The sequence below is a fragment of the Streptococcus sanguinis genome (assembly GCF_050225395.1).
In the GTDB taxonomy this organism is placed as follows: Bacteria; Bacillota; Bacilli; order Lactobacillales; family Streptococcaceae; genus Streptococcus.
The window spans coordinates 1,187,440-1,213,222 of record NZ_CP071431.1 but is presented as its reverse complement, the minus strand read 5'-3'; the positions used below and the strand labels follow the sequence as shown (position 1 = coordinate 1,213,222).

The window sequence follows — 25,783 nt, the reverse complement described above, 5'->3', positions numbered from 1 at the left end:
CTAGAGTTTATCACGCTTTTCTGGTATAATGTTTCTTATGGAAATTGAAAAAACAAACCGAATGAATGCTCTCTTTGAGTTTTATGCGGCGCTTTTGACTGACAAGCAGATGAACTATATCGAGCTCTATTATGCGGATGACTACAGTCTGGCTGAGATTGCTGAGGAGTTTGGTGTTAGCCGTCAGGCCGTTTATGATAATATTAAACGGACGGAGAAGATTCTGGAAGACTATGAGAAAAAGCTGCACATGTACTCGGACTATATTGTTAGAAGTCAGATATTTGACCAGATTACAGAGAAATACCCTGACGACAGCTATCTGCAGGAGCAGATCGGGATTCTGTCTGGTATTGACAATAGGGAGTGACTATGGCTAAACAAGTTATCTACAAGGGAATGTCTTGCTGGTTGTTGGAGTCGGAAGAACCTTTTCCTGCCAGGGTACAAATCATCTCCCCTGACGATCTTTCTAAGGCAATGCAAGAAGGCTTCAGCTGCTGGGGCTACCCAAATGAGATTATGAAAGAAGTCTCTGCTGAGGAATTTGCTTGTTTAACACGTTTTGGAAAATTTCCACTGAATTGATTGAAATAGAAACTAGGAGAAATAAAAAATGGCATTTGAAAGTTTAACGGAACGTTTGCAGAACGTCTTTAAAAATCTGCGCAGAAAAGGAAAAATCTCAGAGAGTGATGTCCAAGAAGCGACCAAAGAGATTCGTCTGGCCCTTTTAGAAGCCGACGTTGCCCTGCCAGTTGTCAAAGACTTTATCAAGAAAGTCCGTGAGCGCGCTGTCGGTCATGAAGTTATCGACACCCTCAATCCAGCGCAACAGATTATCAAGATTGTTGACGAAGAACTGACAACTATCCTAGGCTCTGATACTGCTGAGATTATCAAGTCACCAAAGATTCCGACTATTATTATGATGGTTGGTCTGCAAGGGGCTGGTAAGACTACCTTTGCTGGTAAGCTTGCTAATAAGCTCAAGAAAGAAGAAAATGCTCGTCCGCTCATGATTGCGGCGGATATTTACCGTCCGGCGGCTATTGATCAGCTGAAAACACTTGGACAGCAAATTGATGTACCAGTTTTTGCTTTGGGTACGGAAGTTCCAGCTGTTGAGATTGTCCGTCAAGGTTTGGAGCAGGCAAAAGCCAACCACAACGATTATGTCCTGATTGATACGGCTGGGCGCCTTCAGATTGACGAAAAGCTCATGCAGGAGCTATCTGATGTCAAATCGCTGGCTAATCCGAATGAAATCCTCTTGGTTGTAGATGCCATGATTGGTCAGGAAGCGGCTAATGTTGCTCGCGAATTTAACAGCCAACTGGAAGTGACTGGGGTTATCCTGACTAAGATTGATGGTGATACCCGTGGCGGTGCAGCCTTGTCTGTCCGTCAGATTACTGGTAAGCCCATTAAATTTACTGGTACCGGTGAAAAGATTACTGATATCGAAACCTTCCACCCAGATCGTATGTCCAGCCGGATTTTGGGCATGGGGGACATGCTGACTTTGATCGAAAAAGCCTCTCAAGAATACGATGAGAAAAAATCGCTTGAAATGGCTGAAAAGATGCGGGAAAACACCTTTGATTTCAATGATTTTATTGATCAGCTGGATCAGGTGCAAGGTATGGGACCTATGGAGGATTTGCTCAAGCTGATTCCAGGCATGGCCAATAATCCCGCCCTCAAGAATATCAAAGTGGATGAGAAAGAAATTGCCCGCAAGCGTGCTATCGTATCCTCTATGACACCGGCTGAGCGGGAAAATCCTGACTTACTGAGTCCTAGCCGCCGCCGTCGCATTGCCAATGGTTCAGGTAACAGCTTCGTCGATGTCAATAAATTTATCAAAGACTTCAATCAAGCTAAGCAGATGATGCAGGGCGTTCTGTCAGGCGATATGAGCAAGATGATGAAGCAAATGGGGCTCAATCCAAACAATATGCCTAAGAACATGCCTGGTGGCGGAGGAATGCCCGACATGTCAGCTCTTGAAGGCATGATGGGCCAAGGCGGTATACCAGATATGTCAGGCTTAGGAGGAGCCGGCATGCCGGATATGAGCCAAATGTTTGGTGGCGGCCTCAAAGGGAAGGCTGGAGAATTTCTAATGCGCCGCAGTATGAACAAGATGGCCAAGCAAATGAAGAAAAACAAGAAGAAGCGGAAGTAGGAGAAGAATTTCTTTATTAACTTAGTTAGGATTTAGTTTTATAAATTTAGGAGATTATTATGAATGAAAAACCTGATATTTATGTATTGAGTGATTTACATTTTGATAAAAAAGCACTTCCAGGGTATGTAAAACAGAAATTAATAAAATTAGAGAATGATCCTATTGCTCATTTCAAATATATGGAAGAAGTATTGAAAAGTGGAGATTATCAATATTCTAAAAATAAAATTAAACAAAATATAAAATTTTTTATTGATTTACTATATTCAAACAGAGAAGGAAATATTTTTGTTTTAGCTGGAGATTTTTTTGATGATTTCTTTGAGACGCTTGATTTCATACAAATTCTTGAAAAAGCTCAGATTACATCTTTTGTAGTTTTAGGAAATCACGATTATTGGACTTATTCAGATAAAAAGAGAACATGGGTTGAATGTATTGAGCAAGCTTCAATGGCAACAGAGAGAAATAAATTCTGTCGCCTTCTCCTTACTGGTAGAGAGTACAAGATAGGTGATTTGGTATTTATCGGAGATACTGGCTTCACTAATTTAAATTATACAGTCCTAGACCTGAATCGCATAGCAGATGTTTATGACTTATTTGAATACATTGATGAAAATGATTCAAATTGGTTATTAACTGCAACAATCAAAGACTTAGAAAACCGCGTACCAGATTGCACTCAAGTTAAAAATTTCGATATAGAAACTCTTAAAAAACTTAATAAAGACTGGTGTGATTTTGCAAATAAGAGAATTACTAGATTAAATAAAAACGAATCACTATTCATAGTAACACACTGGCCGATGGATTCACTCGCTGAAAACGCAATAGATTCTTGGTGGCAGACTCTTGCTTTATTCCCAAAAGAAGAACCCCCCTATCCTAGTATTTATAAGCCTGAGCCAGATAACAGATATTGGTTAATTAGTGGACATACGCATCGTGATGTTCATTACTGGAATTCAATTGCTGTACAAGCTGGTTACCAAAATGAGAAATGGTTTCAAGAACTTACTTTAGCTTCTTTTGGATTATTAGTCCCTACTGAAAAGCTTTATAGTTTAATTGATATAAATAGTTCGTTAAGTGTTTTTACAGATTTTTCAGCTATATATCAAGAAAATAATGATAATGCAGAAACTTCTCTAAAAGTTAGACGCTACGGATTTAGAAGAGCAGGAAACTTTGGTAACAAACGTGCTATTTCTGCTTATATGAAAAATAGCGAAGACTATATTCAACGAGTAAAAAAGGAAATAGCTCAAATAAAAAACGAATTTGCAGGGAACGCAGGTTATTCAGATGCGTTAGGATGGCAACTTTATCATTCAAAATTAGCTGTTGAAGCAGCAATTGATGTATTAGAAAAAGGTTACCAAGAGAATCCATTTGAATTTTTTACTGCTTTACTTGTTTCAGGATACGCTTATAACGCTCGAACTCATCTTCTAAAGAGTATGCGTAAAGTAAATGTTTACGATATAGTTCGTCAATCAATGGTATTTTCAACTATTAAGAATATACCAGAAATTAATTTAGATGAAATAGTAACTATAAAATCCCTTCAAGGAAAAAACTCTTCTATTAAAATTGGAAATATTGAGTTAAAAATACCAGTCGTTAATGGAAAGCATTTAGATTTAGACTTTTTTCTTCCAATGGCTAATTTTTTTAATAATCAATTATTAGGGGAAGATAAACCTAAAGAAAAAATGTTTCAGATAGAAAGCAATTTAAGTTAAATAATGTAATTAAGAAATAAAGTAATTTAGCATATTTCTTTCAAAGAGAAAATAACAAGCTACATAAATCCGTTATGTGGCTTGTTTCTGGAAATATCAGATTCAGATACGGAGACTAGAATGAAGCCTTTTTTGACTCAATTGATTCATCGACTTGCTAAAACCTTTCAAAATTTATTAAATAAGCTGCCTTCCCACCCTATTTCTCATCTTCCTGCCAGCAAGGTCGAAATATGTCCTATTATCATGATTCCAGGTAGTTCGGCGACTGAGAATCGTTTTAATCGAATGGTTAAAAAAATTAACCGAAATCAGCATCCATGTCATAGTCTGGTTCGTATTAAAGTCTGGAATGACGGACACATGACTTACCGAGGGCATTTGAAGCGGAAGGATAGAAATCCTATTTTTGTGGTTGGCTTTCAAAATAATCGCGATGGTTATGAAAACATCAAGCAGCAGGCGGCCATGTTTGATGCTGCCTTGACTGTCTTGCGAGAGAAGTACTCTTTTAACAGCTTCAAGGCGTTGGGGCATTCTAACGGTGGTCTAATTTATACAGTATTCCTGCAGCAATACCTGGCAAACCATTCTGAGTTGGAGATGGAAAAGCTCCTGACTATTGGCAGTCCTTATAATCTAAACAAGAAGAATCTCAATCATCGAGTTGCGATGTTAGATGACTTTGTATCTAACCAGGGAAAACTCCCTAAAAAGCTTCAGCATTTGTCGATTTTGGGAATTTTTTTCCGAGATGGTGACGGAATTGTTCATAAAAGCAGTGTAGAGGCTGGGAGCTTGATTTACAAAGGAAAGATTGCTTCACACAGAGAGGTCGTCATCGTAGGCAAAGACGCCCATCATTCTTCCTTGCCGCAAAATGAACAAGTAGTTAATTTGATTAAAGGGTTTTTATTCTAGTAATTATTTTACATAATTTAATTTTGGTAAAAAATTAGAAAGGCGATAAAAGAAGGAAAATGACAGACATTCTTTATAGGTATTATTATGGTGACTTTGATCTGATAAATGAAAAATGGAATGAATACTATGAAAACATTTTGATTAAGCCAAAGGATAATCAAGAATATAAAAGATGCCGTTTGGCAAAGAAAACACCTAAAAAAGAAGGATACTTTACAGTCTTTTGGAAAAAAGACCAAGACAATAAGAATATTCCTTATACTGATAAAGACTTGGGTAATGAACTGGTTATTGTCGTCATCGACGACCGTCATTGCGGTATATTTATCATTCCCAAAGAGGTGGCTATCAGTAAAAAAATTCTTTCTACAAAGGATTGTAAAGGAAAGATGGCTATGCGGTTTTATCCGTCCTGGTGCACAAATTTAAATAAAACAGCTCAGGCAACACAAAAATGGCAACTGGATTATTTTCAAAAAATTGAATTAGAAGAATAAGTTTTAGTGAAACAAGACAGAGTCTAATTTCTCAATACTGTCTTGTTTTTATTATCCGTTTTTGTAATAAGGTTGGACTATATATGCCCTCTTACATCTTTCCGAAAAACTATAATTTTCTTGAAAAATATATCTGAATATGCTATACTACTGTTATAGAAAAAACGGAGATTTTTAATGAGACGTGAACTGTTATTAGAAAGAATTGATAAACTCAAGGCCACCATGCCCTGGTACATTCTGGAATATTACCAGTCTAAGTTGGCAGTGCCTTATAGTTTTACAACCTTATACGAATATCTCAAAGAATATGATCGATTTTTTAACTGGGTGCTAGAATCTGGCATAACAAATGCTTCGCATATTGCTGAGATTCCTCTCTCGGTCTTGGAAAACATGAGCAAGAAAGACATGGAGGCCTTCATTCTGTATCTGCGCGAGCGACCGCTTCTAAATGCTAATACAACTCAAAACGGTGTTTCTCAGACAACCATTAACCGGACTCTTTCGGCTTTGTCCAGCCTCTACAAATATTTAACCGAGGAAGTTGAAAACGAGCAGGGTGAGCCCTACTTCTATCGAAATGTGATGAAAAAGGTATCTACTAAGAAGAAAAAGGAAACTCTGGCTGCTCGTGCAGAGAATATTAAGCAGAAGCTCTTTTTAGGAGATGAGACAGAAGAATTTCTCCTGTATATTGATAGGGAGTACCCCAAGAAGCTCTCTAACCGTGCCCTATCCTCTTTTAACAAGAACAAGGAACGAGATTTAGCCATCATTGCCTTGCTGCTAGCCTCTGGTGTTCGTCTGTCTGAAGCTGTTAATTTGGACCTGAAAGACATCAATCTCAAAATGATGGTCATTGAAGTGACAAGGAAAGGTGGAAAAAGAGACTCTGTCAATGTTGCCGCTTTTGCCAAGCCCTATTTAGAAGAGTATCTGAGCATTCGGATCAAGCGATACAAGGCCGAAAAGACTGATACAGCCTTCTTTTTGACTGAATACCGCGGCACTCCTAATCGAATCGATGCTTCCAGTGTTGAAAAAATGGTGGCCAAATATTCTGAGGACTTCAAGGTGCGAGTAACGCCTCACAAACTCCGCCACACGCTTGCTACACGTTTATACGATGCAACCAAATCTCAAGTTCTTGTCAGTCATCAGCTAGGGCATGCTAGCACTCAGGTAACAGACCTCTACACCCACATTGTCAATGACGAGCAAAAGAATGCTTTGGACAAATTATAATATTACATAATTTAAAATATGTAATAAACGGTGTGACAATAACAACAAAAGAGCGAAAAATATATTTTAGATGCTTCGCTCTTTCTTTTATAAAAACTCAATCCAATAGTTCCGATGCGGCTCGACAATCAGTGGCTTGCCCCAGAAGTGCTTGAGATGTTCCAGATTTGCTGCTGTGACTGGTCGATTTTTTGCATTGTACTTTTCGGCGCTTTCTCTAGTTAAGAAGCACTTGACTGCTTCGTAGGAGCCTTCTGCTGTTTCTCTATTCAGCCCTTCAAAGCTAACTTCATCTCCTGGATGAGGATTGTCCGTGAAGAGTTTTCCGATAAAGTAAACTGTCTTACTCTTCATCAGATCGTAAGCCTTGATATTTTCTATTCGATTATTAGCTGCTGCAAACATGATACAAAAGCTGTCAACAAGATCCTTTAAGGGCATCAGGTCTTCTTTGGGAACGAGGATATCTACCATGTAGAGGCCGCCAATAACTAGGTTTTGAAAAGAAGGTTGCTGAATAACATTATCTAACGCCATTCCAAGCGGCAATTCCACGGCTTGATAGCCTGATTTTTCAAATTCTTCTTTCTTTTTCTCATAATCTTCTTCAGATATGCTAACATAAAAATTGTCTGGATTAGGAGATGGTTTTTTCTTCAGAAAAGCTACAACTGTGCGGTCCAACTGCTCAAACAGACCAAGGCTTTCTACTGGGACTTTCTGCATCAAGACACCTCTTTCTCTGATTCCCTATCATTTTATCATATCTAGTAGATAAAGCCCAGAGAAAACTAGCTGGTTAAGGAAACGTAAGAATGTTGTTGATTTGAAATATATCGTTTACATGAAAAACCAAACTCTTCGAGAGCTTGGTTTTCTTTATGTCATATTTTAACCAACGATAGCTTCGGCAATCTCTTCTCTGCTGATTCCAGCAAAGTAACGGCTAATATCAATCGTTTCAAGAGCTTTCAGAACATCTTCGCGTTCGTATTTAACGCCGCGCAACACATCTTCTACTGCTGCTACGTCCTCAATACCAAAGAAGTCTCCATAGATTTTAATATCCTGAATCTTGGATTCAACAACATTGGCAAAGATTTCTACCTTACCGCTGGTAAACTTGGTGCCACGGCGCACATTGTATTCAGGCGATTTACCGTAGTTCCAGTCCCAAGTTCCAAACTTGCTATCTCTGATTTGCTTGATTTCTTCTAGTTCTTTCTCAGAGAAGACATATTCTGTCATTTCTGGATATTCTTTCTTCATATAGTCCAGAAGCAGGTCACGGAATTCTTCGACAGTAATCTTTTCTGGCAATTCATTGACGATATTTGTCACGCGTGCACGGACAGATTTGACACCTTTTGATTCGAACTTGTCTTTAGAAACCTTAAGCGCATTGGCCAAGACAGACAAATCAACATCAAAGAGTAGGCAGCCGTGGTGCATGATACGGCCATTGATATAGGCCTGCGCATTGCCACAGAACTTCTTGCCATCAATCTCTAGGTCATTGCGGCCAGTGAATTCAGCCTTTACCCCAAGTTCTGCCAAGGTGTTGATAACAGGCGTAGAAAAACTCTTGAAGTCAAAAGCACGATCTTCGCTTTCCTTGGAGATAATGGTGTAGTTGAGGTTGTTCAGATCATGATAAACAGCTCCACCGCCGCTGATACGACGTACGACCTCAATGCCATGCTCACGAACATAATCACGGTTGATTTCTTCGATGGTATTTTGGTGACGCCCCACTATGATAGAGGGTTTGTTAATCCAGAGCAGGAAAATTTCATCCTCATCTAAGAGGTGTTTGAAAGCATATTCTTCCAGAGCAATATTAAAAGCTGTATCATTTGAGTAGTTAACAATGTATTTCATAAGCTACCTCTTTATACGATAGAGACTGGAACAATGTTTTATACCCAGTCTAATCTATCTTTTAAATTATTTTTTCTTAGGTGAGTGAACTGCCAATCCCAGTACGTCCGCAAATGCTTCGTACATAACTTCTGAGAAGGTTGGGTGACCGTGTATGGTCTTAAGCATTTCTTCTACGGTGATTTCCATTTCGATGATGGTTGATGCTTCGTTGATCAATTCTGCGGCTGCAGGACCAATGATATGGACACCGAGCACTTCACCGTACTTCTTGTCAGCAATGACTTTAACGAAGCCTTGAGCTGCGTCTGAAGCAATAGCACGGCCGTTAGCAGCGAAGTTAAACTTACCAATTGCTACATCGTATTTCTCACGAGCTTGCTCTTCTGTCAAACCAACTGCTGCTACTTCTGGCAGGGTGTAGATAGCTGCAGGTGTCAGATTGAGTTTAGCAACATGGTGGTTACCTTTCAGAGCATTTTCAGCAGCAACTTCACCCATACGGAAGGCTGCGTGAGCCAGCATCTTAGTACCATTGATATCACCTGGTGCGTAAATACCTGAAACAGAAGTTTCCATGTACTCATTGACCTTGATACGGCCACGATCCAGTTCGAACTCAACCTCACCAATGCCTTCTAGGTCTGGCACGCGTCCGATAGAAAGCAGGGCCTTATCTGCTAGAATATCTTCCTTTCCTTCAACTTTGATACGAAGTTTGCCGTTTTCTTCGATGATTTCTTCCAACTTAGTTTCAGTTAGAATTGTCATGCCCTTACGCTCCAAGATGAGGCGAAGGTTTTTAGAAACTTCCGCATCCATAGCTGGTACGATACGGTCCATCATTTCGATAACGGTAACTTTTGAGCCAAATGTCATGAAGGCTTGTCCAAGCTCAATACCGACAACACCACCGCCGATAATTACCAGATTTTCAGGCACTTCGTTCATTTCCAGAATATCATCACTAGTCATAACAAGAGATGATTCCATACCTGGGACATTGATCTTGCTGACTTTTGAACCACCAGCCAAGATAATCTTCTTCGTTTCTAGCAGCTCGCTGCCGTTTACAAGAACATTCTTGTCTTTAGTAATGGTACCAATTCCCTTATGGACATCTACGCCATAGCTGCGGAGAAGACCGGCAACACCGCCGACAAGCGTATTGACAACCTTGTTTTTGGTTTCCAGAACCTTGTCCATGTCCACTGAGAAGCTTGGATTTTCGATGATGATACCGCGATTAGCAGCGTGACCAAGGTTTTCAATGATTTCAGCATTGTGCAAGTAAGTCTTGGTAGGAATACAGCCACGGTTCAAGCAGGTTCCGCCTAGCTCAGACTTCTCTACCAAGGCAATTTTACCACCCAGCTGAGCTGCTTTGATAGCCGCTACATAACCAGCAGGTCCGCCACCGATAACAACGATATCGTAAGCATCATCACTCTTATCATCATCTGTACTTTCTGCCGCTGTTGCAGGAGTTGGTGCTTCCGCAGGTGCAGTTCCACCAGCAGTTGGAATGTTTTCTCCTTCTTCTCCTAAGTAACCGATGACTTCCGTAACTGGAACAGTTTCACCATCACCTTTGAGAATGGCAATCAGATAGCCGTCTTCTTCAGCTTCCAATTCCATGCTGACCTTGTCAGTCATGATTTCCAGAAGGATTTCCCCTTCTTTGACAAATTCGCCGACTTTCTTATTCCATTGGACAATTTGCCCTTCGGTCATATCCACACCGGCTTTTGGCATAATTACTTCTAAAGCCATTTTTCTTTCCTTTTCTAATTTAATTTTTCATTTGCTGAGTGCTTCTTCGCTTTTTAGAATAGCAAAGAAAATAAAATCTTATACCAACATTGAAATTGGATCTTCAATCAAAGCCTTCAAATCCTTCATAAACTTAGCTCCAGCCATTCCATCAACTACACGGTGGTCAATGGTCAAGCCCAGACTCATAATTGGACGGATAACAATTTCGCCATTAACAACGACAGGTTTCTCTACCGTTGAGCTCACACCCAAGATAGCAGAGTTTGGCTGGTTGATAATTGGCCCAAAAGACTGAACGCCAAACATACCTAAGTTACTGACTGTGAAGGTTGAATTTTGCAGCTCGCTTGGAGCCAACTTGCCTTCCAAGGTACGTCCGATTACATCTTTAAAGGCTACTACAAGCTCTGATAGGCTCATTTTTTCTGCATTATAGACAACCGGCGTCATCAGGCCATTATCCATACCGACTGCCATTGAAAGGTTGACATAGTTGTGTGTGATAATGGTCTTGCCATCCTCTGTCAAAGTTGAGTTGAGATAAGGATGCTTCATCAGTGTTCTCACAACAGCCAGCGAAAGCAGGTCTGTAACAGTTACTTTCTTGCCAGTTGCTTCCATGATTGGCTCCAGTACTTTTTTACGCAAGGCCAGCATTTCTGTCATATCAACATCATAGTTAAGGGTGAATGTCGGCGCCGTCAGGTAAGATTCTACCATTCGCTGAGCGATAACCTTCCGCATTGGCGTCATCGGAATACGCTCAATTTCACCGTAAGGAGTGACATTATCAGGCACTTCTTCCACTTTTTCAATTTGAGCAGGAGATTTGATTGTATCGCTCTCAACATTCTCAGGCAAGAAGGCAAGAACATCCTTCTTCATAATCTTGCCACGATGGCCAGTTCCTTGAATCTCTTGCCAAGCAATATTGTGTTCTTGGGCAATTCGTTTTGCCAGTGGTGAAATGCGCACCACATTTGTATCTTTATAAGTTTCCACGTCTTCTTTGTGGACACGACCGTTTGCACCTGAGCCAGAAACATCATAGAGGTTGATTCCCAAATCATCCGCTAACTTTCTGGCTGCAGGAGTCGCTCTTAGCTTATCATCAGCCATGACCTCTCCAATTCTAATTATGATACTAAGGGCGTGAAAAGCGATTGAAAAATAGGAAATCAATGCAGGCTTCGATGAAGCCAAGAAGATTTATCTTTTTCCCAAGCTTTTAGCCCGAGTTCAACTCTACAAGTAACTTGGATACGAAACGTATCTCAAGTTACTACGGTTGTCGCTATCTGCGACCAACCTAGTAGACTTACTAAGTCGTTCGTCGAATATCATCGATTCGACTCTCTCCTGTTGCAACTTTACAAGTAACTTGGATACAAACGTATCTCAAGTTACTACGGTTGTCACTATCGGCGATTAACCTTGTAGATTTACTAATTCGCTCATCGGATAAAATCGGTCCGAATAACGATTGTCTGTAATTAGTAAAATTTTAGCTACTTTGACCCTCTACACAAGATCAGATTACATAAAATAATTTATGTAATCTGATTCATAAGAAAGCCTTTTCTTTATTATACCTTATTCTTTATGATATGTCTTCCGAATAGCGTCTTTGATACTTTCAACGGTCGGAATCATCGCATTTTCTAAGTTCTGCGCATAAGGCATTGGCACGTCTTCACCAGCACAGCGGCGGATTGGCGCATCTAGATAGTCAAATGCTTCAGACTCAGAAATAATCGCTGAAATTTCACCAATGAAACCGCTGGTTTTGTGGGCGTCATTAACCAGAACAACCTTTCCAGTCTTCTTAACAGAATTGATGATAATATCCTTATCAAGCGGCACCAATGTACGTGGGTCAACCACTTCTACAGAGATACCTTCTTCTGCCAATTCTTCAGCTGCCTGCATGACACGGCGAAGCATTTTTCCATAGGTAACAACTGTTACATTGGTACCTTCTTTTTTGATTTCACCTACACCGAGTGGGATTACATACTCAGGATCTAGTGGTACTTCGCCTTTTTGGTTAAATTCAGACTTGTATTCCAGGATAATGACTGGGTTGTTGTCTCGGATAGAAGCCTTGAGAAGCCCCTTCATATCAGCCGGAGTTCCTGGAGCGACTACCTTAAGCCCTGGAATGTGAGTAAACCAAGATTCCAAAGACTGCGAGTGCTGGGCGGCAGAACCAACTCCATTACCTGCTGCACAGCGGACAGTCATTGGTACTTGGCCTTTTCCGCCAAACATATAGCGAGTTTTAGCGGCTTGATTAACAATAGCATCCATGGCGATTACAGAGAAGTCCATAAAGGTCATGTCTACGATTGGACGCAGCCCTGTCATAGCTGCTCCAGCTGCTGCTCCAGAAATCGCTGCTTCCGAAATCGGACAGTCACGTACACGCTCTGGTCCAAACTCTTCCAGCATACCAACAGATGTTCCGAAATCTCCACCAAAGACTCCGACATCCTCTCCCATCAAGAGTACATTTTCATCGCGACGCATTTCCTCAGACATAGCGAGGATAATGGTGTCACGAAAAGACATAGTTTTAGTTTCCATTTTCTTTTTCTCCTCTCTTTAGTCTGCGTAAATATCTTCAAAGGCAGATTCAAGCGGCGGGAATGGGCTTTCTTCTGCGAAATTGACAGATGCTTCTACTGCTTCTTTGACTCCAGCTTGGATAGCTTCTAGCTCTTCCTCGCTTGCAATCTTGTTTTCCAGCAGGTATTTACGAAGATTTTCGATTGGATCCTTCTTCTTCCATTCTTCTACCTCTTCACGAGTACGGTATTTACCTGGGTCAGAGGAAGAGTGTCCCAACCAACGATAGGTCACACTCTCGATTAAGACAGGTCCTTTACCACTGCGAACATGCTCGACAGCCTTTTGGAATCCTTCATAGACATCCAGAACATTATTGCCATCTTCGATGAACATACCTGGGATGCCATAAGCTGCGCTGCGCTCGTGGATATGCTCTACATTGGTCATTTTCTTGATGTCAGCAGAAATACCATAGCCGTTATTGATACAATAGAAAATTACTGGAAGGTTCCAGATAGAAGCCATGTTGACTGCTTCGTGGAAGACACCTTCGTTGGTAGCACCGTCACCAAAGAAGCAGACAACAATCTTACCTGTCTTATGCATTTGCTGGGTCAGAGCTGCTCCAACAGCAATTCCCATGCCACCGCCCACAATACCATTGGCACCAAGGTTTCCGGCATCTAGGTCAGCAATGTGCATAGAGCCACCTTTTCCTTTACAGGTACCGGTGTATTTCCCTAGGATTTCCGCCATCATTTCGTTGAGGTTGATTCCTTTGGCGATAGCTTGACCGTGTCCCCGGTGATTAGAAGTCAACAAATCATCCTCGTTCAAAGCCAGCATAGCACCAACATTGGCTGCTTCCTCACCTACTGAGAAGTGAGTCATTCCAGGAACCTTTCCTTTTTTTACAAGTTGAGCAATTTTTAAGTCCATTCGACGAATTTCTTCCATCTTACGGAACATCTCTAACAAAAGATCTTTATCTAAAGTTGCCATTTTTTTGCCTTTCTAAGCATAATTCTTCTATTTAATTCTATCTAAAGCTGTAAGCACTGTCAAAACTTTTGCTCACTTACATTTCACAAAGAAAAACCAGTCGATCCATTGGATAAACTGGTTTTCGATACCAAAATAGAAATTTCACAAACTTTTTGTGCTAGAGTAGTTTTTACTATTTTGAAACTGTTATACGAAAATAATAGCAGAGCATGCTTTTGATTAGTCCGCCTGTTTAGCAAAATCTGCAATCATCTGCTCCATTTGCTCACGGCTTGGTGTTGTCAGCATATAGAGGTAATCACCTTGCAGCTCCGCAAATGCAGCCGGCATGTCTTTTTTAACCTTGAAGTTATCTCTGTATTTCTCCAGCAAGTCATCCTCAGGGTAAGCATAGTTTGTCGATGCACGGCGCGAGGTTGCAAGACAGTACAACGGCTCCATGTGGGCAGCTGGGAAAGGCTCTCCTGCTACAATCGCTGCATAGCCTCTGTAAAGATCGATTGAGTGGGCGAAATTATAGACATCGATGGTAAAGCCGCCAGCTGGACGGTTATTGTACTCAATAGCTACATAATCATCACCTTCGCGGAAGAACTCAATATGGAAAAAGCGTTCTTTCATGCCGAAGATTTTGACAATCGCTTCTCCATAAGCACGCAGTTTTGGATCCATATCCTTGAGAACGTAGTAGGAATTGTCCATCTTATAGATCATCAAATCCAGCGGTGTATGAGCATAGTCAAAGGTGGTTGCAAAGACGATCTGACCATCCTTATCTACCAAACCATCAAAGGTACATATCTCGCCAGATTGGACAAACTTTTCAAAGAAATAAGCTGTCTGATGATCCCATTCTTGCTTGAATCGTTCGACATCTTCTGCTGTTTCTAATTTAAAGGTTGCAGCTGCTCCTACTCCATTATCAGGCTTAGCAATCAAAGGCAGACCAAGTTTCTTGACAGCCAAATCAGCACCAGCTTCTGTGTTAACAATCTGACCTGGAACGACTGGAACACCTGCTTTTTTAAAGAGCTTCTTCATCTCTGATTTGAACTTGGTCTTTTTCAAGTCTTTTGGTTTTGCTCCAAAGACATTGAATTGCTCACGCAACTCAGCGTCCAGTTCCAGCCAGTATTCATTATGAGACTCAATCCGATCAATAGGTCCATGCTTGTAGAAGAGAAAAGCCACCGCTCTTTTTACTTCGTCAAGATTTTCAAGATTTTCTACTCTGAAATATTCGGTCAATGAATCCTTCAAAGGCTGGTCTAGCTGGTCATAAGGCTCCTGACCGATTCCCAGAACAGTAATTCCTTTGTTAGCCAGTTCCACGGTAAACTGCTGAAAATTTTGCGGATAGTAGGGAGAAATAACGATATAATTCATAGGAAACCTCCTTTAAAGATTGAGTTCATTAAGGAAATAAGGCATTTGCTTACGCCACCAAATCCAGTCATGGGAAACATCATGGCCCCATTCAGCAAACCAAGCTGGAATATTCTTATGCTCAAAAGCTTCTTTCAGCGTGTAGAAGGAAGGTAGACCATCTTGCTCCCAGTCGCCCAAGCCAGTACAAACGATAATATCGGCCTGTCGATAGCGGTCAATAAACCAGCCATCATTTTGGTTCCAAATATAGTCAGCTGGCGAGTTTTGATAAATGACTTCGTCGTTCAAATTGTCACCGACAAAGAATCGTGCATCATAGACACCACTGAGGGCAATCACTTTATTGAAAACATCTGGATGCTGCAGGAAGAAATTAACAGCATGATAAGCTCCCATGGAGCAGCCTGTCGTCATCATAGGGTCAAACCAGCCTGTCTTATGCTTAACGAAAGGAATAGCTTCCTCTATGACATAACGCTCATATGCACGATGCATTTCTGCTCGGTCGTGAGGATGCTTCCAGTCCGCCAGCCAGCTCTCACTATCAACACTGCTGAGAGTGAAAAACTGGACCTTACCGGCCTCAATAAAGCCAGCGCAGGCTTCAATCATGCCAAAGTCAGCATACTCATTGTGGCTGCCGCCTGATGATGCGAAGACTATAATCGGGAGCCCAGCGTGCCCATAGCGATTGACATACATTTCACGGCCTAGATTACCGCTCCAATGACTTAAAAATTCTACATGCATAGTTTCTACCTCTTTCTTAGTGTTTGACTAGCTTACCATTTTTCGCCGATAAAACGGAAACAGTCCGGCAAGTGCTCCGCCCAAGCGATTTCGTTGTGAATAGCTCCAGACTGGATCTTAATCTGAATATTGGACAAATCGACCCCAGATACAAGTAACTGCCGGAAATAGCTGAGCGATGAATCAATATAGGCCTGCTTGATATTGCCCGCCATCAATGTCTTATCTGTATCATCAGCCTCTTCTGTCCCAACATAAATGTAGACTCGCTGGTCTGACTGAAGTTTCTTTCTCTCAATATAACGGTCAAAAGCTTCCTGATGCAGCCAATTAGCTGATGAAAAGATGCCCAGACAGCCAATCTGATCTTGGTATTCAACACCAATAAACTGGCTGATATTTCCCCCAAGAGAGGAGCCGATCATGGCTGTATGCAGCCGATCTGACTTAGTCCGATAATGCTGGTCGATAAAAGGCTTGACGACTTCCATGACAAACTCCGCATACTCCGTTCCCTTGCCGCCAAACTGAATGCCGGGAATATTGGACTCTTGGAACTTCCAAGCTGCGTATTCATTCATCCGCCGTTGACCATCGTTATCAACAGCCACGACAATCATTTTCTCAATATCAGGATTGCGTTTGATTGTCGGAATGACTTTCCACGAATGGCCGCTGAAAGATTCCTTGCTATAGAGAACATTTTGGCCGTCATGAAAATAAACGACCGGATACGTCTTATTTGTATCCTGGCTATAGTTCTTTGGAAGCAAGACGCGGACACGGCGTTTTTGCTTAGTATAAGGAACGACCAACTCATGTGTTTTCATTTCAAGGTAAAAATAGGATTTATTCATTTTCAGAAAACTTTCTATTTTCAAAATTTTTATTTATTATATCACAAATTAAGCAAAAAAGTTAGGAATTTCCTAACTTTTTAATGATTTTTATTAGATAATGATAGAAAATAGATTATTTATCCAAATAAGGCTGTAAATTCTGCAAGGCTCGCTCAGCAATTTTCTCATAGCGCTCTTTCTTGTCACGAATCCGAGGGCCGTCCAGCTCTTTGATAATGCCAAAATTGACATTCATGGGTTGGAAATGCTTGCTGTCAGCATGGGTAACATAATGTGGCAGGCTGCCGATAGCTGTTGTTTCTGGAAAAACAAGTGCTTCTTCTCCCTTGAAGAGTCGAGCGGCATTGATACCAGCAACTAGACCTGAAGCTGCTGACTCTACGTACCCTTCAACTCCAGTCATTTGACCTGCAAAGAAAAGATTTGGCTGTTTCTTAGAGCGGAAAGTCTGTTCCAGCAGATTTGGAGAGTCCATATAGGAGTTTCGATGCATGACACCATAGCGAACAAATTCTGCATTCTCAAGGCCAGGAATCATCTGAAAGACCCGCTTTTGTTCGCCCCATTTGAGATGGGTTTGGAAGCCAACGATATTGTAGAGAGTGCCCGCTGCATTATCCTGACGGAGCTGCACCACAGCGTATGGGGTCTTAAAGTCTCCGTCACGAGGCCCTTGGTAGTCATCTGGATATTCTAAACCAACCGGCTTCATCGGTCCATAAAGCATGGTTTTAACGCCCCGCTTAGCCATAACTTCAATAGGCATGCAGCCTTCAAAGTATTTTTCCTTCTCAAAGGAATTGAGCGGTGCTTCCTCAGCATTGACCAAAGCATCATGGAAATCCATAAATTCTTGCTTGGTCATAGGTGCATTGAGATAGGCTGCTTCCCCCTTATCATAGCGGGATTTGAGATAGACCTTTGTCATATCAATGGTATTGACATCGATGATTGGTGCAGCTGCATCGTAGAAGTAAAAACCGTCTCCCCCATTGAGTGTGTGGATTTTTTCTGCCAAAGCATCGCTGGTCAAGGGTCCTGTCGCAATGACTGTGATGTCACCCTCTGGAATTTCGGTGATTTCTTCACGAATGACCTCAATCAATGGATGGTTGCTCACTAGTTCCGTTACCATCTGAGAAAAACCTTCTCTATCAACCGCTAGAGCACCACCCGCTGGCACCCGAGTCGCTTCTGCTGACTTTAAGATAACTGAGTCCAACCGCCGCATTTCTTCCTTAAGCAGGCCAACTGCATTGGTCAAGGCATCTCCTCGCAGAGAGTTAGAGCAGACCAGTTCTGCAAAGTCCGCAGTTTTGTGTTGAGGCGTCGACTTGACACCCCGCATTTCATAGAGTTTGACTGGGATTCCACGCTTGGCAATCTGGTAAGCTGCTTCACTGCCAGCCAGACCAGCACCGATAACATTGATATAGGATGATGACATGATACTCTCCCTTGGATATTTCTAGATTTTCACTCTGACCATTATAACAAAAAGATAGTAAAAAAGACAGACAGGAGAATTCCTGAATGTCTATCATTTTGTCATTTTTTCCAAGTAAGCAATCTTAGCAAAATCCTTATGATTGTTATTTTCATTTCGATAAGAATCTTGGGAAGAAGCGCGGTAGATAGCTAAAAATTGCTCTGCTGTCGGCAGTAGAAACTGAACACCTTCAACTTCTTTTCGAGATAGCTTCGCTATTGACACACCTGAAAATGCCTCCAAGGTTTCCATGACTCCAAATTCAATTGATAAGCCTTCTTTTTGAAATTCATGCTCGTGCAAATCGACTAAACAATAGCCCAAGCGCTCCATCATAGGCTCAATCTTGTCCATATCGTAAATACGTTCTTCATCTGGTGCTTCCCAGCCACGCTCATCTCCATGAACATGAATATCAATATCACGCGCCTGCCAGTCTTGTCCAGTAACTTGCTCCAGACCTAGAGAACCCATCAGAAGTGGAACAATTCCCATCTTATTCAGTTGATACGCAATTTTTAGAAATTCTGCAAATTTATCCGTCATAAAACTGTACCTCTTCTTCAGAAAGATATTTTACGTAATATAAATTATGTGAAAATAACTATTTCACTTTTTCTTCTTCGTAATCGCCATTGCTGCAGACCACTTGCTTGCCACCGCCGCGTACTTTCTTTTCAATCAGATAATGGTCACATTTTGGACAGTTCCGACCGACTGGCTTGTCCCAAGATGTAAAATCACAGTCAGGATAACGATCACAGCCATAGAAAATGCGATTTCGCTTAGTTTTACGCTCGATAACTTGACCTTTCTGGCACTGTGGACAGGTCACGCCAATTTCCTTGACGATAGCCTGAGTGTGACGGCAGTCAGGGAAATTGCTGCAGGCATAGAACTTGCCAAATCTCCCCAACTTGATGACCATGGGACTGCCGCAGACCTCGCAGTCAAAACCAGCCGGTTCATCCTTGATTTGGATTTTCTCCATTTCAGTCTCAGCTTTGGCCACTTCCTTTTCAAAAGGTTGATAAAACTCGTCAATAACTTTCTGCCACTGCTCTTTTCCAACTTCTACATCATCCAGTTTTGCTTCCATTTCGGCTGTAAATTTCACATTTACAATGCCTGGGAAAAATTCGACAATCAGTGAATTGACAATCTCACCTAATTCCGTTGGCTCAAAACGCTTGGAAACCAGCTTAACGTAATAACGTTTCTGAATAGTCTCAATGGTAGGCGCATAGGTAGACGGCCGACCAACACCATTTTCTTCTAAAGTCTTGATAAGAGTCGCTTCAGAATAACGTGCAGGTGGCTGGGTAAAGTGCTGTTCTGGATTGGTATTGACACGCTTGACTTTATCACCCTTTTCCATGTCTGGCAGCATTTTATTCTTGTCAGAGTCGTTATAAATAGCCAGATAGCCATCAAACTTGACCTGACTGCCGTTGGCAGCAAATTGGACACCATTTTGCCCCAGCTTAACATTCATAGTATCAAAGACTGCTGCTGTCATTTGACTGGCTACAAAACGGTTCCAAATCAGCGTATAGAGCTTAAGCTGATCCTTATCCAGATACTTTGCGATGCTTTCTGGAGTATTGAAAACGCTGGAAGGACGAATGGCTTCGTGGGCATCTTGAGCGCCAGAAGCGTTCTTGGGCTTGCTGCCATGTTTGGAATATTTGGCGCCAAATTTATCCGTTATAAAGCTTGCTGCTTCATTTTGCGCCACAGGGCTGATGCGAGTCGAGTCGGTACGCATATACGTAATCAGACCTTGTACGCCAGAACCGATATTAATTCCCTCATAGAGCTGCTGGGCCACCATCATGGTCTTACGAGTCCGGAAATTAATCTTATTAGCAGCATCCTGCTGCATAGAGGAAGTCGTGTAGGGCAGCGGAGCATTGCGTCGACGCTCTTTCTTTTCGACACTGTCGACTGTAAAGTCATCACCCTTGAGGTGAGACAGAACTTCCTTGACATCCTCGTTGTTGGTCAGCTTCATCTTTTTGCCATTCATACCATAGAAGCTGGCCTGAAACTGACGAGTTCCTTTCTTGAAGGTTCCGTCAATTGTCCAGTATTCTTCTGGTTTGAAGGCATTGATTTCATTTTCTCGGTCGATAATCAGCTTGAGGGCGACAGACTGCACCCGACCAGCTGACAAACCTTTTTTGACTTTTTTCCAGAGAATAGGAGAAATGGAATAACCAACCAAGCGATCCAGAACTCGGCGAGCCTGCTGCGCATCGACCAAATCCATATCAATCTGGCGTGGCTCTTTAAAAGCATTCTTGACCGCATCTTTGGTGATTTCATTGAAGACGACACGGTTTTTCTCTTTCTCATCCAGATTCAGAATGTGAGCCAGATGCCAAGAAATAGCTTCTCCTTCGCGATCCGGGTCACTTGCCAGAAAGACTTGCTTAGCTTTCTTCGCTTCTTTTTTCAAGTCATTAATCAAGGGACCTTTACCACGAATATTGATGTATTGTGGCTCATAGTTGTTCTCAAAATCAATTGACATAGTAGACTTTTTCAGGTCACGAATATGCCCGACACTGGCTAGAACCTTATAGTTTCGTCCTAGATATTTTTCTATTGTTTTTGCCTTAGCAGGCGACTCTACGATGACAAGATTTTTCTTGGTCGTAGACTTTTTCTTTGTTTTTGTTACCAATTTAGACACCTTCTATAAGAAATAAATCTCATAGAGTTTAAACTATTTTTTGATAGATGTCAACTGCTAACTTTTCTTATAGGAAAACTTGTTTTAAAAATCAAACTCAGAAAGAATGTCAGAGCCTGATGTGATGCACTTTGCGCCCTCTTGAATCAAATGATGGCAACCGTCAGATTTTCCATCTAAAATTGACCCCGGAATAGCAAAGACATCCCGCCCTTCTTCCATGGCTCGCTCACAGGTAATCAGGCTGCCTGAGCGCATCTTGGCTTCTGCTACAATGACGCCTCGACAGAGACCGGCGATGATACGATTCCGCTCTGGAAAGTGAAATTTCAAAGGCTGTTCACCCGGACCATACTCTGTCAGCAATAAATGATTTTTGCCAATGTAAGCTTGTAATTTTTTGTTGGCCTTGGGATAAAAGACATCCAAACCAGTACCAATGACAGCAATGGTCTGACCTCCGTTTTGCAGGGCAGCCATATGAGCCGCTGTATCAATCCCTCGAGCCAGGCCACTGACGATAACCAATTCATTGTTTAGCTCTTTGATAATCTTTTGTACAGAGGCATTTCCTTGCTTACTGCTGTCTCGACTGCCAACGACTGCAGCCTTGGGCAATTCTAGTAGATTTAGATTTCCCTGATAAAATAGCAAGGTCGGGGCATCGTAAATTTCGCATAAATCCCAAGGATAAATATCATCCAAGATAGAAAAGGACGGAAAAAGTTCAAATTCTTCTTTCAAAGCCGGTAAATCAAGCCTCTTGTATTTCTCAATAAAGAGAGCAGGATTGCGGCACTCAGATACGACAGCCTTATCTCGCAGAGAAAGCTTGCCATCTCTACTCTCAGCGTATCTCAAAACATTTAAAACCTGATGATTGGTCAAGCCAGCTCTTTTCATTTTATAAATTTCAAAATTATTCATTTTTTCACCTCACTTTCTTATTCGTAAAAAAGTTCAAAAAAAGAACTGCAATACAGTTCCTTCTTTACGATTCTATTAAATTTGGTGTTATCAATAGCTGGTCTCCTTGCCTAACACACCTTTTATTCACTATGAACAGGAATTTCCTTAATAATTTTAGCAGGATTGCCAGCCAAGACTACATTATCACCAAAAGACTTGGTCACAACCGCTCCTGCTCCGACTACCACATTATCTCCTAGTGTCACGCCTGGCAGAATCGTCACACCGCCGCCAGCCCAGAAATTATCACCAATAGTGATTGGTGCTCCGTACTCAATACCGGAATTTCTTTCCACTGGATCAAGCGGATGAAGAGGTGTCAGAAGCTGGCAATTTGGACCAAGCAAAGCATTATCTCCGATGCGAATCGGGCAAACGTCCAACATAGTCAGATTCCAGTTAGAATAAAAATTCTCCCCTAGATGAATATTGATTCCATAATCACAGACCAAGTCAGGCTTCATAGCAAGATTCTCCCCTGTGCTGCCAAACCATTCTTTGATAATAGCCGTGCGCTTGACACTGTCTTGTTCTTGGTTAAAACGATATTGAAATTCCTTTGACCTTGCTGCCAATTCTCTTAATTCACTGTCTTGTGGTCGGTAAATCTCTCCAGCAATCATTTTTTCGTATTCGCTTTGCATATCATCCTCCTTTTCATGCGTGACAAATGGATAGTCAGGTACAGTTGTTCATCCTCTGATGTTTGGTAATTTCTGGTTTGCTTTAAAAATTCAGCAATCTTCCTAGTTGTCTCATAAGCCAAGGGATACTTACATTTAAGTAAGTCAAACATTTCATTGTCCTCCAAGTCACGGTGGCCATTATCAGTCAGGACTCGCTCACAGAAAAATTTCAGATGGGTCATGAAGCGCTCTAGGTAGATATCTTCTTCATCTAAAGAAATTTCCAAACTGTACTTGACAATGGTCATGATTTCCTCCATCATCATAGTCAAATCACGCGCAGTTCCATCGCCATTTTCCAACTCTGCATTGACCAAGGTCAGCGCCATAAATGCTGCTTCATCATCTGGAAGTTCCTTGCTGACATAAGCGCTCAAAAGCTGTTTTGCATACTGACCAACCTCAAACTCGATAGGAAAAAAGCGTTTAATATCCCACATGAGAAAATTCTTGAGATAAATATCATCTTCCAAGCGCAGCAAGACTCCGTGGATATGATCTGCCATCGCCAGAAAAGCAGTGTCTTTGAGTTTCTTCTGCAGTTTCTCCCTTGCGAAAGAAATAATCTTATCTGACATTTCCATGACCTCTGCTGGCAACTCCATCAGAAGCTGTCGTCTATTTTCTGACAAGACATACTTTTTCTCAATCAGCTCATCTGGAATCTCCTGGCCAACTTTTCGACCAAAGGCCAGTCCTCGTCCCATGAGAATAACTTCTTCTTGGTTTTCTTCAGAAATCACCACATTATTGTTTAAGATTTTACTGATAAGCATGCCTCACCTCTTCGTGCCTATTCATACATGGATTTTATTGGTTCAAATGTCTTGCGATGAATAGGAGTTACGCCGTGTCGCTCCAAGCCCTGCAAATGGCTCTTAGTACCATAACCAGCATTTTGCGCAAAATCATAGCCAGGAAATTCCTTATCATAGTCTGCCATCAGCTTATCCCGAGTGACCTTAGCAACAATACTGGCCGCTGCAATAGATAGCGAATTAGCATCGCCCTTGATGATGGACTCTTGCGGAATCTCGACATCTAGCTTTATGGCATCAATCAGCAGATAATCTGGCTTGAGACGAAGCTTAGACAAAGCCTCTTTCATAGCCAGCTTAGTCGCTTCATAGATATTGACTTTGTCAATAATATCATTGTCCATCAGGCCAATACCGACCGCCAAAGCTTTATCTAGAACTGCCTGATAGATTTCTTGATGTTTTTTCTTGGGAATTTTTTTACTATCGTTGAGCCCTTTAATTTTACATCCTGGAGGTAAGATGACAGCTGCAGCGACAACTGGTCCAGCTAGAGGACCACGACCGACTTCATCAATCCCAGCAATCGTCTGATAGCCGGCTTTATAAAGTTCTTTTTCATGCTGTAACATCTGCTCCAGACGCAAATCCTCATCTAATTCCGCCTGAATGGCTCTTTTACGCTTTTCAATCGCCTTTTGAACTCCGCTCCTCTGGTCATTAGCTGCTTCTGCCAGAAAAGGATCAAACAAATCTGTCACTAACTCTAAACGTTGCTGGATTTCTTTAATCGTTGCCATCTAGTTCTCCAACCGTGTCCAAGCAATAACGACCTAACTTGCCATCGCGGACATCTTTGACAAAAAGGCTGTAAAAACGGTCATAGTCATCGCGGAAGCCGAGTTTTTGAGTCACATCCATAATCATATCGGGTGCTTCCTGACTTAGATCCAGCTGCTTGAAGCGTGCGGTCAGCTCCTCAGGATAATGCTCCTTAAAATAATTAAGGCCGAAAATCGTCACCTCATCCATAGGCAGCAGATTATCCTTAATAGCTCCAGTTAGAGCAAGCTTGAGAGCAACCGTCTCATCTTCAAACTTAGGCCAGAGTATTCCTGGTGTATCTAAGATTTCCAAATCTTTATTTGACTTGAGCCATTGCTGACCCTTGGTCACACCTGGCTTATTCCCAACAACAGCGATTTTCTTACCAGCTAAGCGATTCATGAGGGTTGATTTGCCAGCATTGGGAATACCGATTATCATGGTACGCAGGGTTTCGATGCGAATTCCTCTTTCTTTCTGACGCGCCAATTTATCAGCCATAAGCTTCTTAGCTGCGTCTGTCACTTTTTTAACAGCAGATTGCTCTTTGGAATTAATAGATAAAGTCGGAATCCCCTGACTTTCAAAATAACTCTGCCATTCCTTAATACGAACAGGGTCAGCTAAATCAGCCTTGTTTAAAATCAAAAGTTTGGGCTTGTCACCCACAATCTTAGTCAGCATAGGATTCTGACTAGATAAGGGCAGTCGCGCATCAACCAGTATTGTCACAAAATCAACAAACTTAATATTTTCCTGTACCTGTCTCCGTGCCTTGGACATATGCCCCGGAAACCATTGAATCGTTGCCATAATTTATCCTTTCAACGAATATCATTGATAAAATTTTATATCTTTAACTATTTTAACATATTTCTAGGATTTAAGCGGATGAATTCTAAAGTGATACTCTCTACCTCAAGAGCAAAAAAAGCCCCAGCGGGCTTTCTAACTTTATCTTACCTGTTCAAAATGCAGATGCACAGCTATATGATCTCCATAGCCATTGCGCTCTAAATCGCGCTGCAAGCGATAGGAGATATAATGCTCAGCAATAGTAATATAACCTGCACCCAAGAGGCGACTTTCAACCATGGACTGAATCATGCTAATCGTCGCACGTTCAACCTTAGCTTCTTCCAAATCCAGAACAACTTTCTTTGTAACCTGCGCTAAATTCTGACGCAAATCATCTGTCAACACATAGACAGTCTGTGCTGCCTTTAAAACTGCTTGATAGATTTTATCTGGGTCAAATTCTACAACCTCACCGCTCCGTTTAATAACTTGCATAAAAAACTCCTTTTATATTATATATTTCTAATCTAATGTAAAACTCTAACATGACTGCTGCCAGTCCAGTCGTCTATAGTCTGCTCAAAAAGAATTCTCAAAGCAAGACCATACCTTAACATTATATAATTTTTTCCAATATTTTTCAAAGGAAGCTCTCTTTTTTATATGCTCTTCAAAAACTATCAGATTCTGAATTCACTTTTCAGTTTAAGTCAATAC

General features: G+C 41.5%; 25 protein-coding genes. 7 read left to right on the top strand and 18 right to left on the bottom strand.

Translation table 11 applies throughout. The annotated features are described in order from the left end of the window. Nucleotides 1–37 precede the first annotated feature (37 nt). From J1C81_RS06130 to xerS, 7 genes are all read left to right on the top strand, one after another. Nucleotides 38–370: a putative DNA-binding protein gene (locus J1C81_RS06130; RefSeq protein WP_032907526.1), complete on the top strand. Its 333-nt coding sequence runs from the start codon at nt 38–40 to the stop codon at nt 368–370. 2 nt (nt 371–372) lie between these two features. Beyond that, a complete protein-coding gene (locus J1C81_RS06125) occupies nt 373–588 on the top strand; it encodes a hypothetical protein (RefSeq protein WP_002915216.1) in 216 nt (71 codons plus the stop codon). 28 nt (nt 589–616) lie between these two features. Next, nucleotides 617–2,191 carry a signal recognition particle protein gene (gene ffh, locus J1C81_RS06120; RefSeq protein WP_002915207.1) on the top strand — a complete coding sequence of 525 codons (1,575 nt, stop codon included), beginning with the start codon at nt 617–619 and terminating at the stop codon, nt 2,189–2,191. Between the two features lie 59 nt (nt 2,192–2,250). Next, nucleotides 2,251–3,942 (top strand): metallophosphoesterase, encoded by a 1,692-nt coding sequence (locus J1C81_RS06115; RefSeq protein ID WP_002915206.1) that lies wholly within the window; start codon nt 2,251–2,253, stop codon nt 3,940–3,942. A gap of 120 nt (nt 3,943–4,062) precedes the next feature. Then, nucleotides 4,063–4,863, top strand: coding sequence for an alpha/beta hydrolase (locus J1C81_RS06110; RefSeq protein WP_002915205.1), 801 nt, complete (start codon nt 4,063–4,065; stop codon nt 4,861–4,863). Between the two features lie 59 nt (nt 4,864–4,922). Then, a complete protein-coding gene (locus tag J1C81_RS06105; protein ID WP_002915204.1) occupies nt 4,923–5,363 on the top strand; it encodes a MepB family protein in 441 nt (146 codons plus the stop codon). A gap of 177 nt (nt 5,364–5,540) precedes the next feature. Next, nucleotides 5,541–6,611: a tyrosine recombinase XerS gene (xerS, locus tag J1C81_RS06100; protein WP_002915203.1), complete on the top strand. Its 1,071-nt coding sequence runs from the start codon at nt 5,541–5,543 to the stop codon at nt 6,609–6,611. An 87-nt stretch (nt 6,612–6,698) separates the two neighbouring features. On the opposite strand, the gene J1C81_RS06095 is transcribed toward xerS, so the two are convergent. The 18 genes from J1C81_RS06095 to J1C81_RS06010 form a co-directional block, all read right to left on the bottom strand. Beyond that, nucleotides 6,699–7,337, bottom strand: a complete 639-nt coding sequence (locus J1C81_RS06095) for a hypothetical protein (RefSeq protein WP_002915202.1) — start codon at nt 7,335–7,337, stop codon at nt 6,699–6,701. Nucleotides 7,338–7,502: 165 nt separating this feature from the next. Further along, nucleotides 7,503–8,492 carry a lipoate--protein ligase gene (locus J1C81_RS06090; RefSeq protein ID WP_002895497.1) on the bottom strand — a complete coding sequence of 330 codons (990 nt, stop codon included), beginning with the start codon at nt 8,490–8,492 and terminating at the stop codon, nt 7,503–7,505. Between the two features lie 66 nt (nt 8,493–8,558). Beyond that, nucleotides 8,559–10,265: a dihydrolipoyl dehydrogenase gene (lpdA, locus tag J1C81_RS06085; RefSeq protein ID WP_002915201.1), complete on the bottom strand. Its 1,707-nt coding sequence runs from the start codon at nt 10,263–10,265 to the stop codon at nt 8,559–8,561. A 78-nt stretch (nt 10,266–10,343) separates the two neighbouring features. Then, on the bottom strand, nt 10,344–11,387 hold the full coding sequence (locus J1C81_RS06080; protein WP_002915199.1) for a dihydrolipoamide acetyltransferase: 1,044 nt from the start codon (nt 11,385–11,387) through the stop codon (nt 10,344–10,346). A 474-nt stretch (nt 11,388–11,861) separates the two neighbouring features. After that, nucleotides 11,862–12,854 carry an alpha-ketoacid dehydrogenase subunit beta gene (locus J1C81_RS06075; RefSeq protein WP_002915198.1) on the bottom strand — a complete coding sequence of 331 codons (993 nt, stop codon included), beginning with the start codon at nt 12,852–12,854 and terminating at the stop codon, nt 11,862–11,864. 18 nt (nt 12,855–12,872) lie between these two features. Next, the gene (locus J1C81_RS06070; RefSeq protein WP_002915197.1) at nt 12,873–13,841 is read right to left on the bottom strand and encodes a thiamine pyrophosphate-dependent dehydrogenase E1 component subunit alpha; all 969 of its coding nucleotides are present in this window, start codon (nt 13,839–13,841) and stop codon (nt 12,873–12,875) included. A gap of 222 nt (nt 13,842–14,063) precedes the next feature. Further along, the gene (locus J1C81_RS06065) at nt 14,064–15,230 is read right to left on the bottom strand and encodes an ATP-grasp domain-containing protein (protein WP_002915196.1); all 1,167 of its coding nucleotides are present in this window, start codon (nt 15,228–15,230) and stop codon (nt 14,064–14,066) included. Nucleotides 15,231–15,242: 12 nt separating this feature from the next. Further along, nucleotides 15,243–15,983: an esterase family protein gene (locus J1C81_RS06060; protein ID WP_002915194.1), complete on the bottom strand. Its 741-nt coding sequence runs from the start codon at nt 15,981–15,983 to the stop codon at nt 15,243–15,245. Nucleotides 15,984–16,015: 32 nt separating this feature from the next. Continuing rightward, nucleotides 16,016–16,840, bottom strand: coding sequence for an alpha/beta hydrolase (locus J1C81_RS06055; RefSeq protein WP_002915193.1), 825 nt, complete (start codon nt 16,838–16,840; stop codon nt 16,016–16,018). Between the two features lie 115 nt (nt 16,841–16,955). After that, nucleotides 16,956–18,290: a methylenetetrahydrofolate--tRNA-(uracil(54)-C(5))-methyltransferase (FADH(2)-oxidizing) TrmFO gene (gene trmFO, locus J1C81_RS06050; protein WP_002915192.1), complete on the bottom strand. Its 1,335-nt coding sequence runs from the start codon at nt 18,288–18,290 to the stop codon at nt 16,956–16,958. A 93-nt stretch (nt 18,291–18,383) separates the two neighbouring features. Further along, entirely contained in the window at nt 18,384–18,878 is a 495-nt protein-coding gene (locus tag J1C81_RS06045) for a hypothetical protein (RefSeq protein ID WP_002915191.1), read from the bottom strand. Between the two features lie 58 nt (nt 18,879–18,936). Continuing rightward, a complete protein-coding gene (topA, locus tag J1C81_RS06040; protein ID WP_002915190.1) occupies nt 18,937–21,030 on the bottom strand; it encodes a type I DNA topoisomerase in 2,094 nt (697 codons plus the stop codon). Between the two features lie 84 nt (nt 21,031–21,114). Beyond that, nucleotides 21,115–21,957: a DNA-processing protein DprA gene (gene dprA / locus J1C81_RS06035; RefSeq protein WP_002915189.1), complete on the bottom strand. Its 843-nt coding sequence runs from the start codon at nt 21,955–21,957 to the stop codon at nt 21,115–21,117. 122 nt (nt 21,958–22,079) lie between these two features. Then, on the bottom strand, nt 22,080–22,643 hold the full coding sequence (locus J1C81_RS06030) for a sugar O-acetyltransferase (RefSeq protein WP_002915188.1): 564 nt from the start codon (nt 22,641–22,643) through the stop codon (nt 22,080–22,082). After that, entirely contained in the window at nt 22,619–23,461 is an 843-nt protein-coding gene (locus J1C81_RS06025; protein ID WP_002915187.1) for a PRD domain-containing protein, read from the bottom strand. The genes J1C81_RS06030 and J1C81_RS06025 overlap by 25 nt, the downstream gene beginning before the upstream one ends. Before the next feature lie 17 nt (nt 23,462–23,478). Next, nucleotides 23,479–24,243: a ribonuclease HII gene (locus tag J1C81_RS06020; RefSeq protein WP_002915186.1), complete on the bottom strand. Its 765-nt coding sequence runs from the start codon at nt 24,241–24,243 to the stop codon at nt 23,479–23,481. Continuing rightward, on the bottom strand, nt 24,230–25,081 hold the full coding sequence (ylqF, locus tag J1C81_RS06015) for a ribosome biogenesis GTPase YlqF (RefSeq protein WP_002915185.1): 852 nt from the start codon (nt 25,079–25,081) through the stop codon (nt 24,230–24,232). Before ylqF ends, J1C81_RS06020 begins: the two co-directional genes overlap by 14 nt. Nucleotides 25,082–25,222: 141 nt before the next feature. After that, the gene (locus J1C81_RS06010) at nt 25,223–25,561 is read right to left on the bottom strand and encodes an ATP cone domain-containing protein (RefSeq protein WP_002895476.1); all 339 of its coding nucleotides are present in this window, start codon (nt 25,559–25,561) and stop codon (nt 25,223–25,225) included. Between the last annotated feature and the right edge of the window lie 222 nt (nt 25,562–25,783).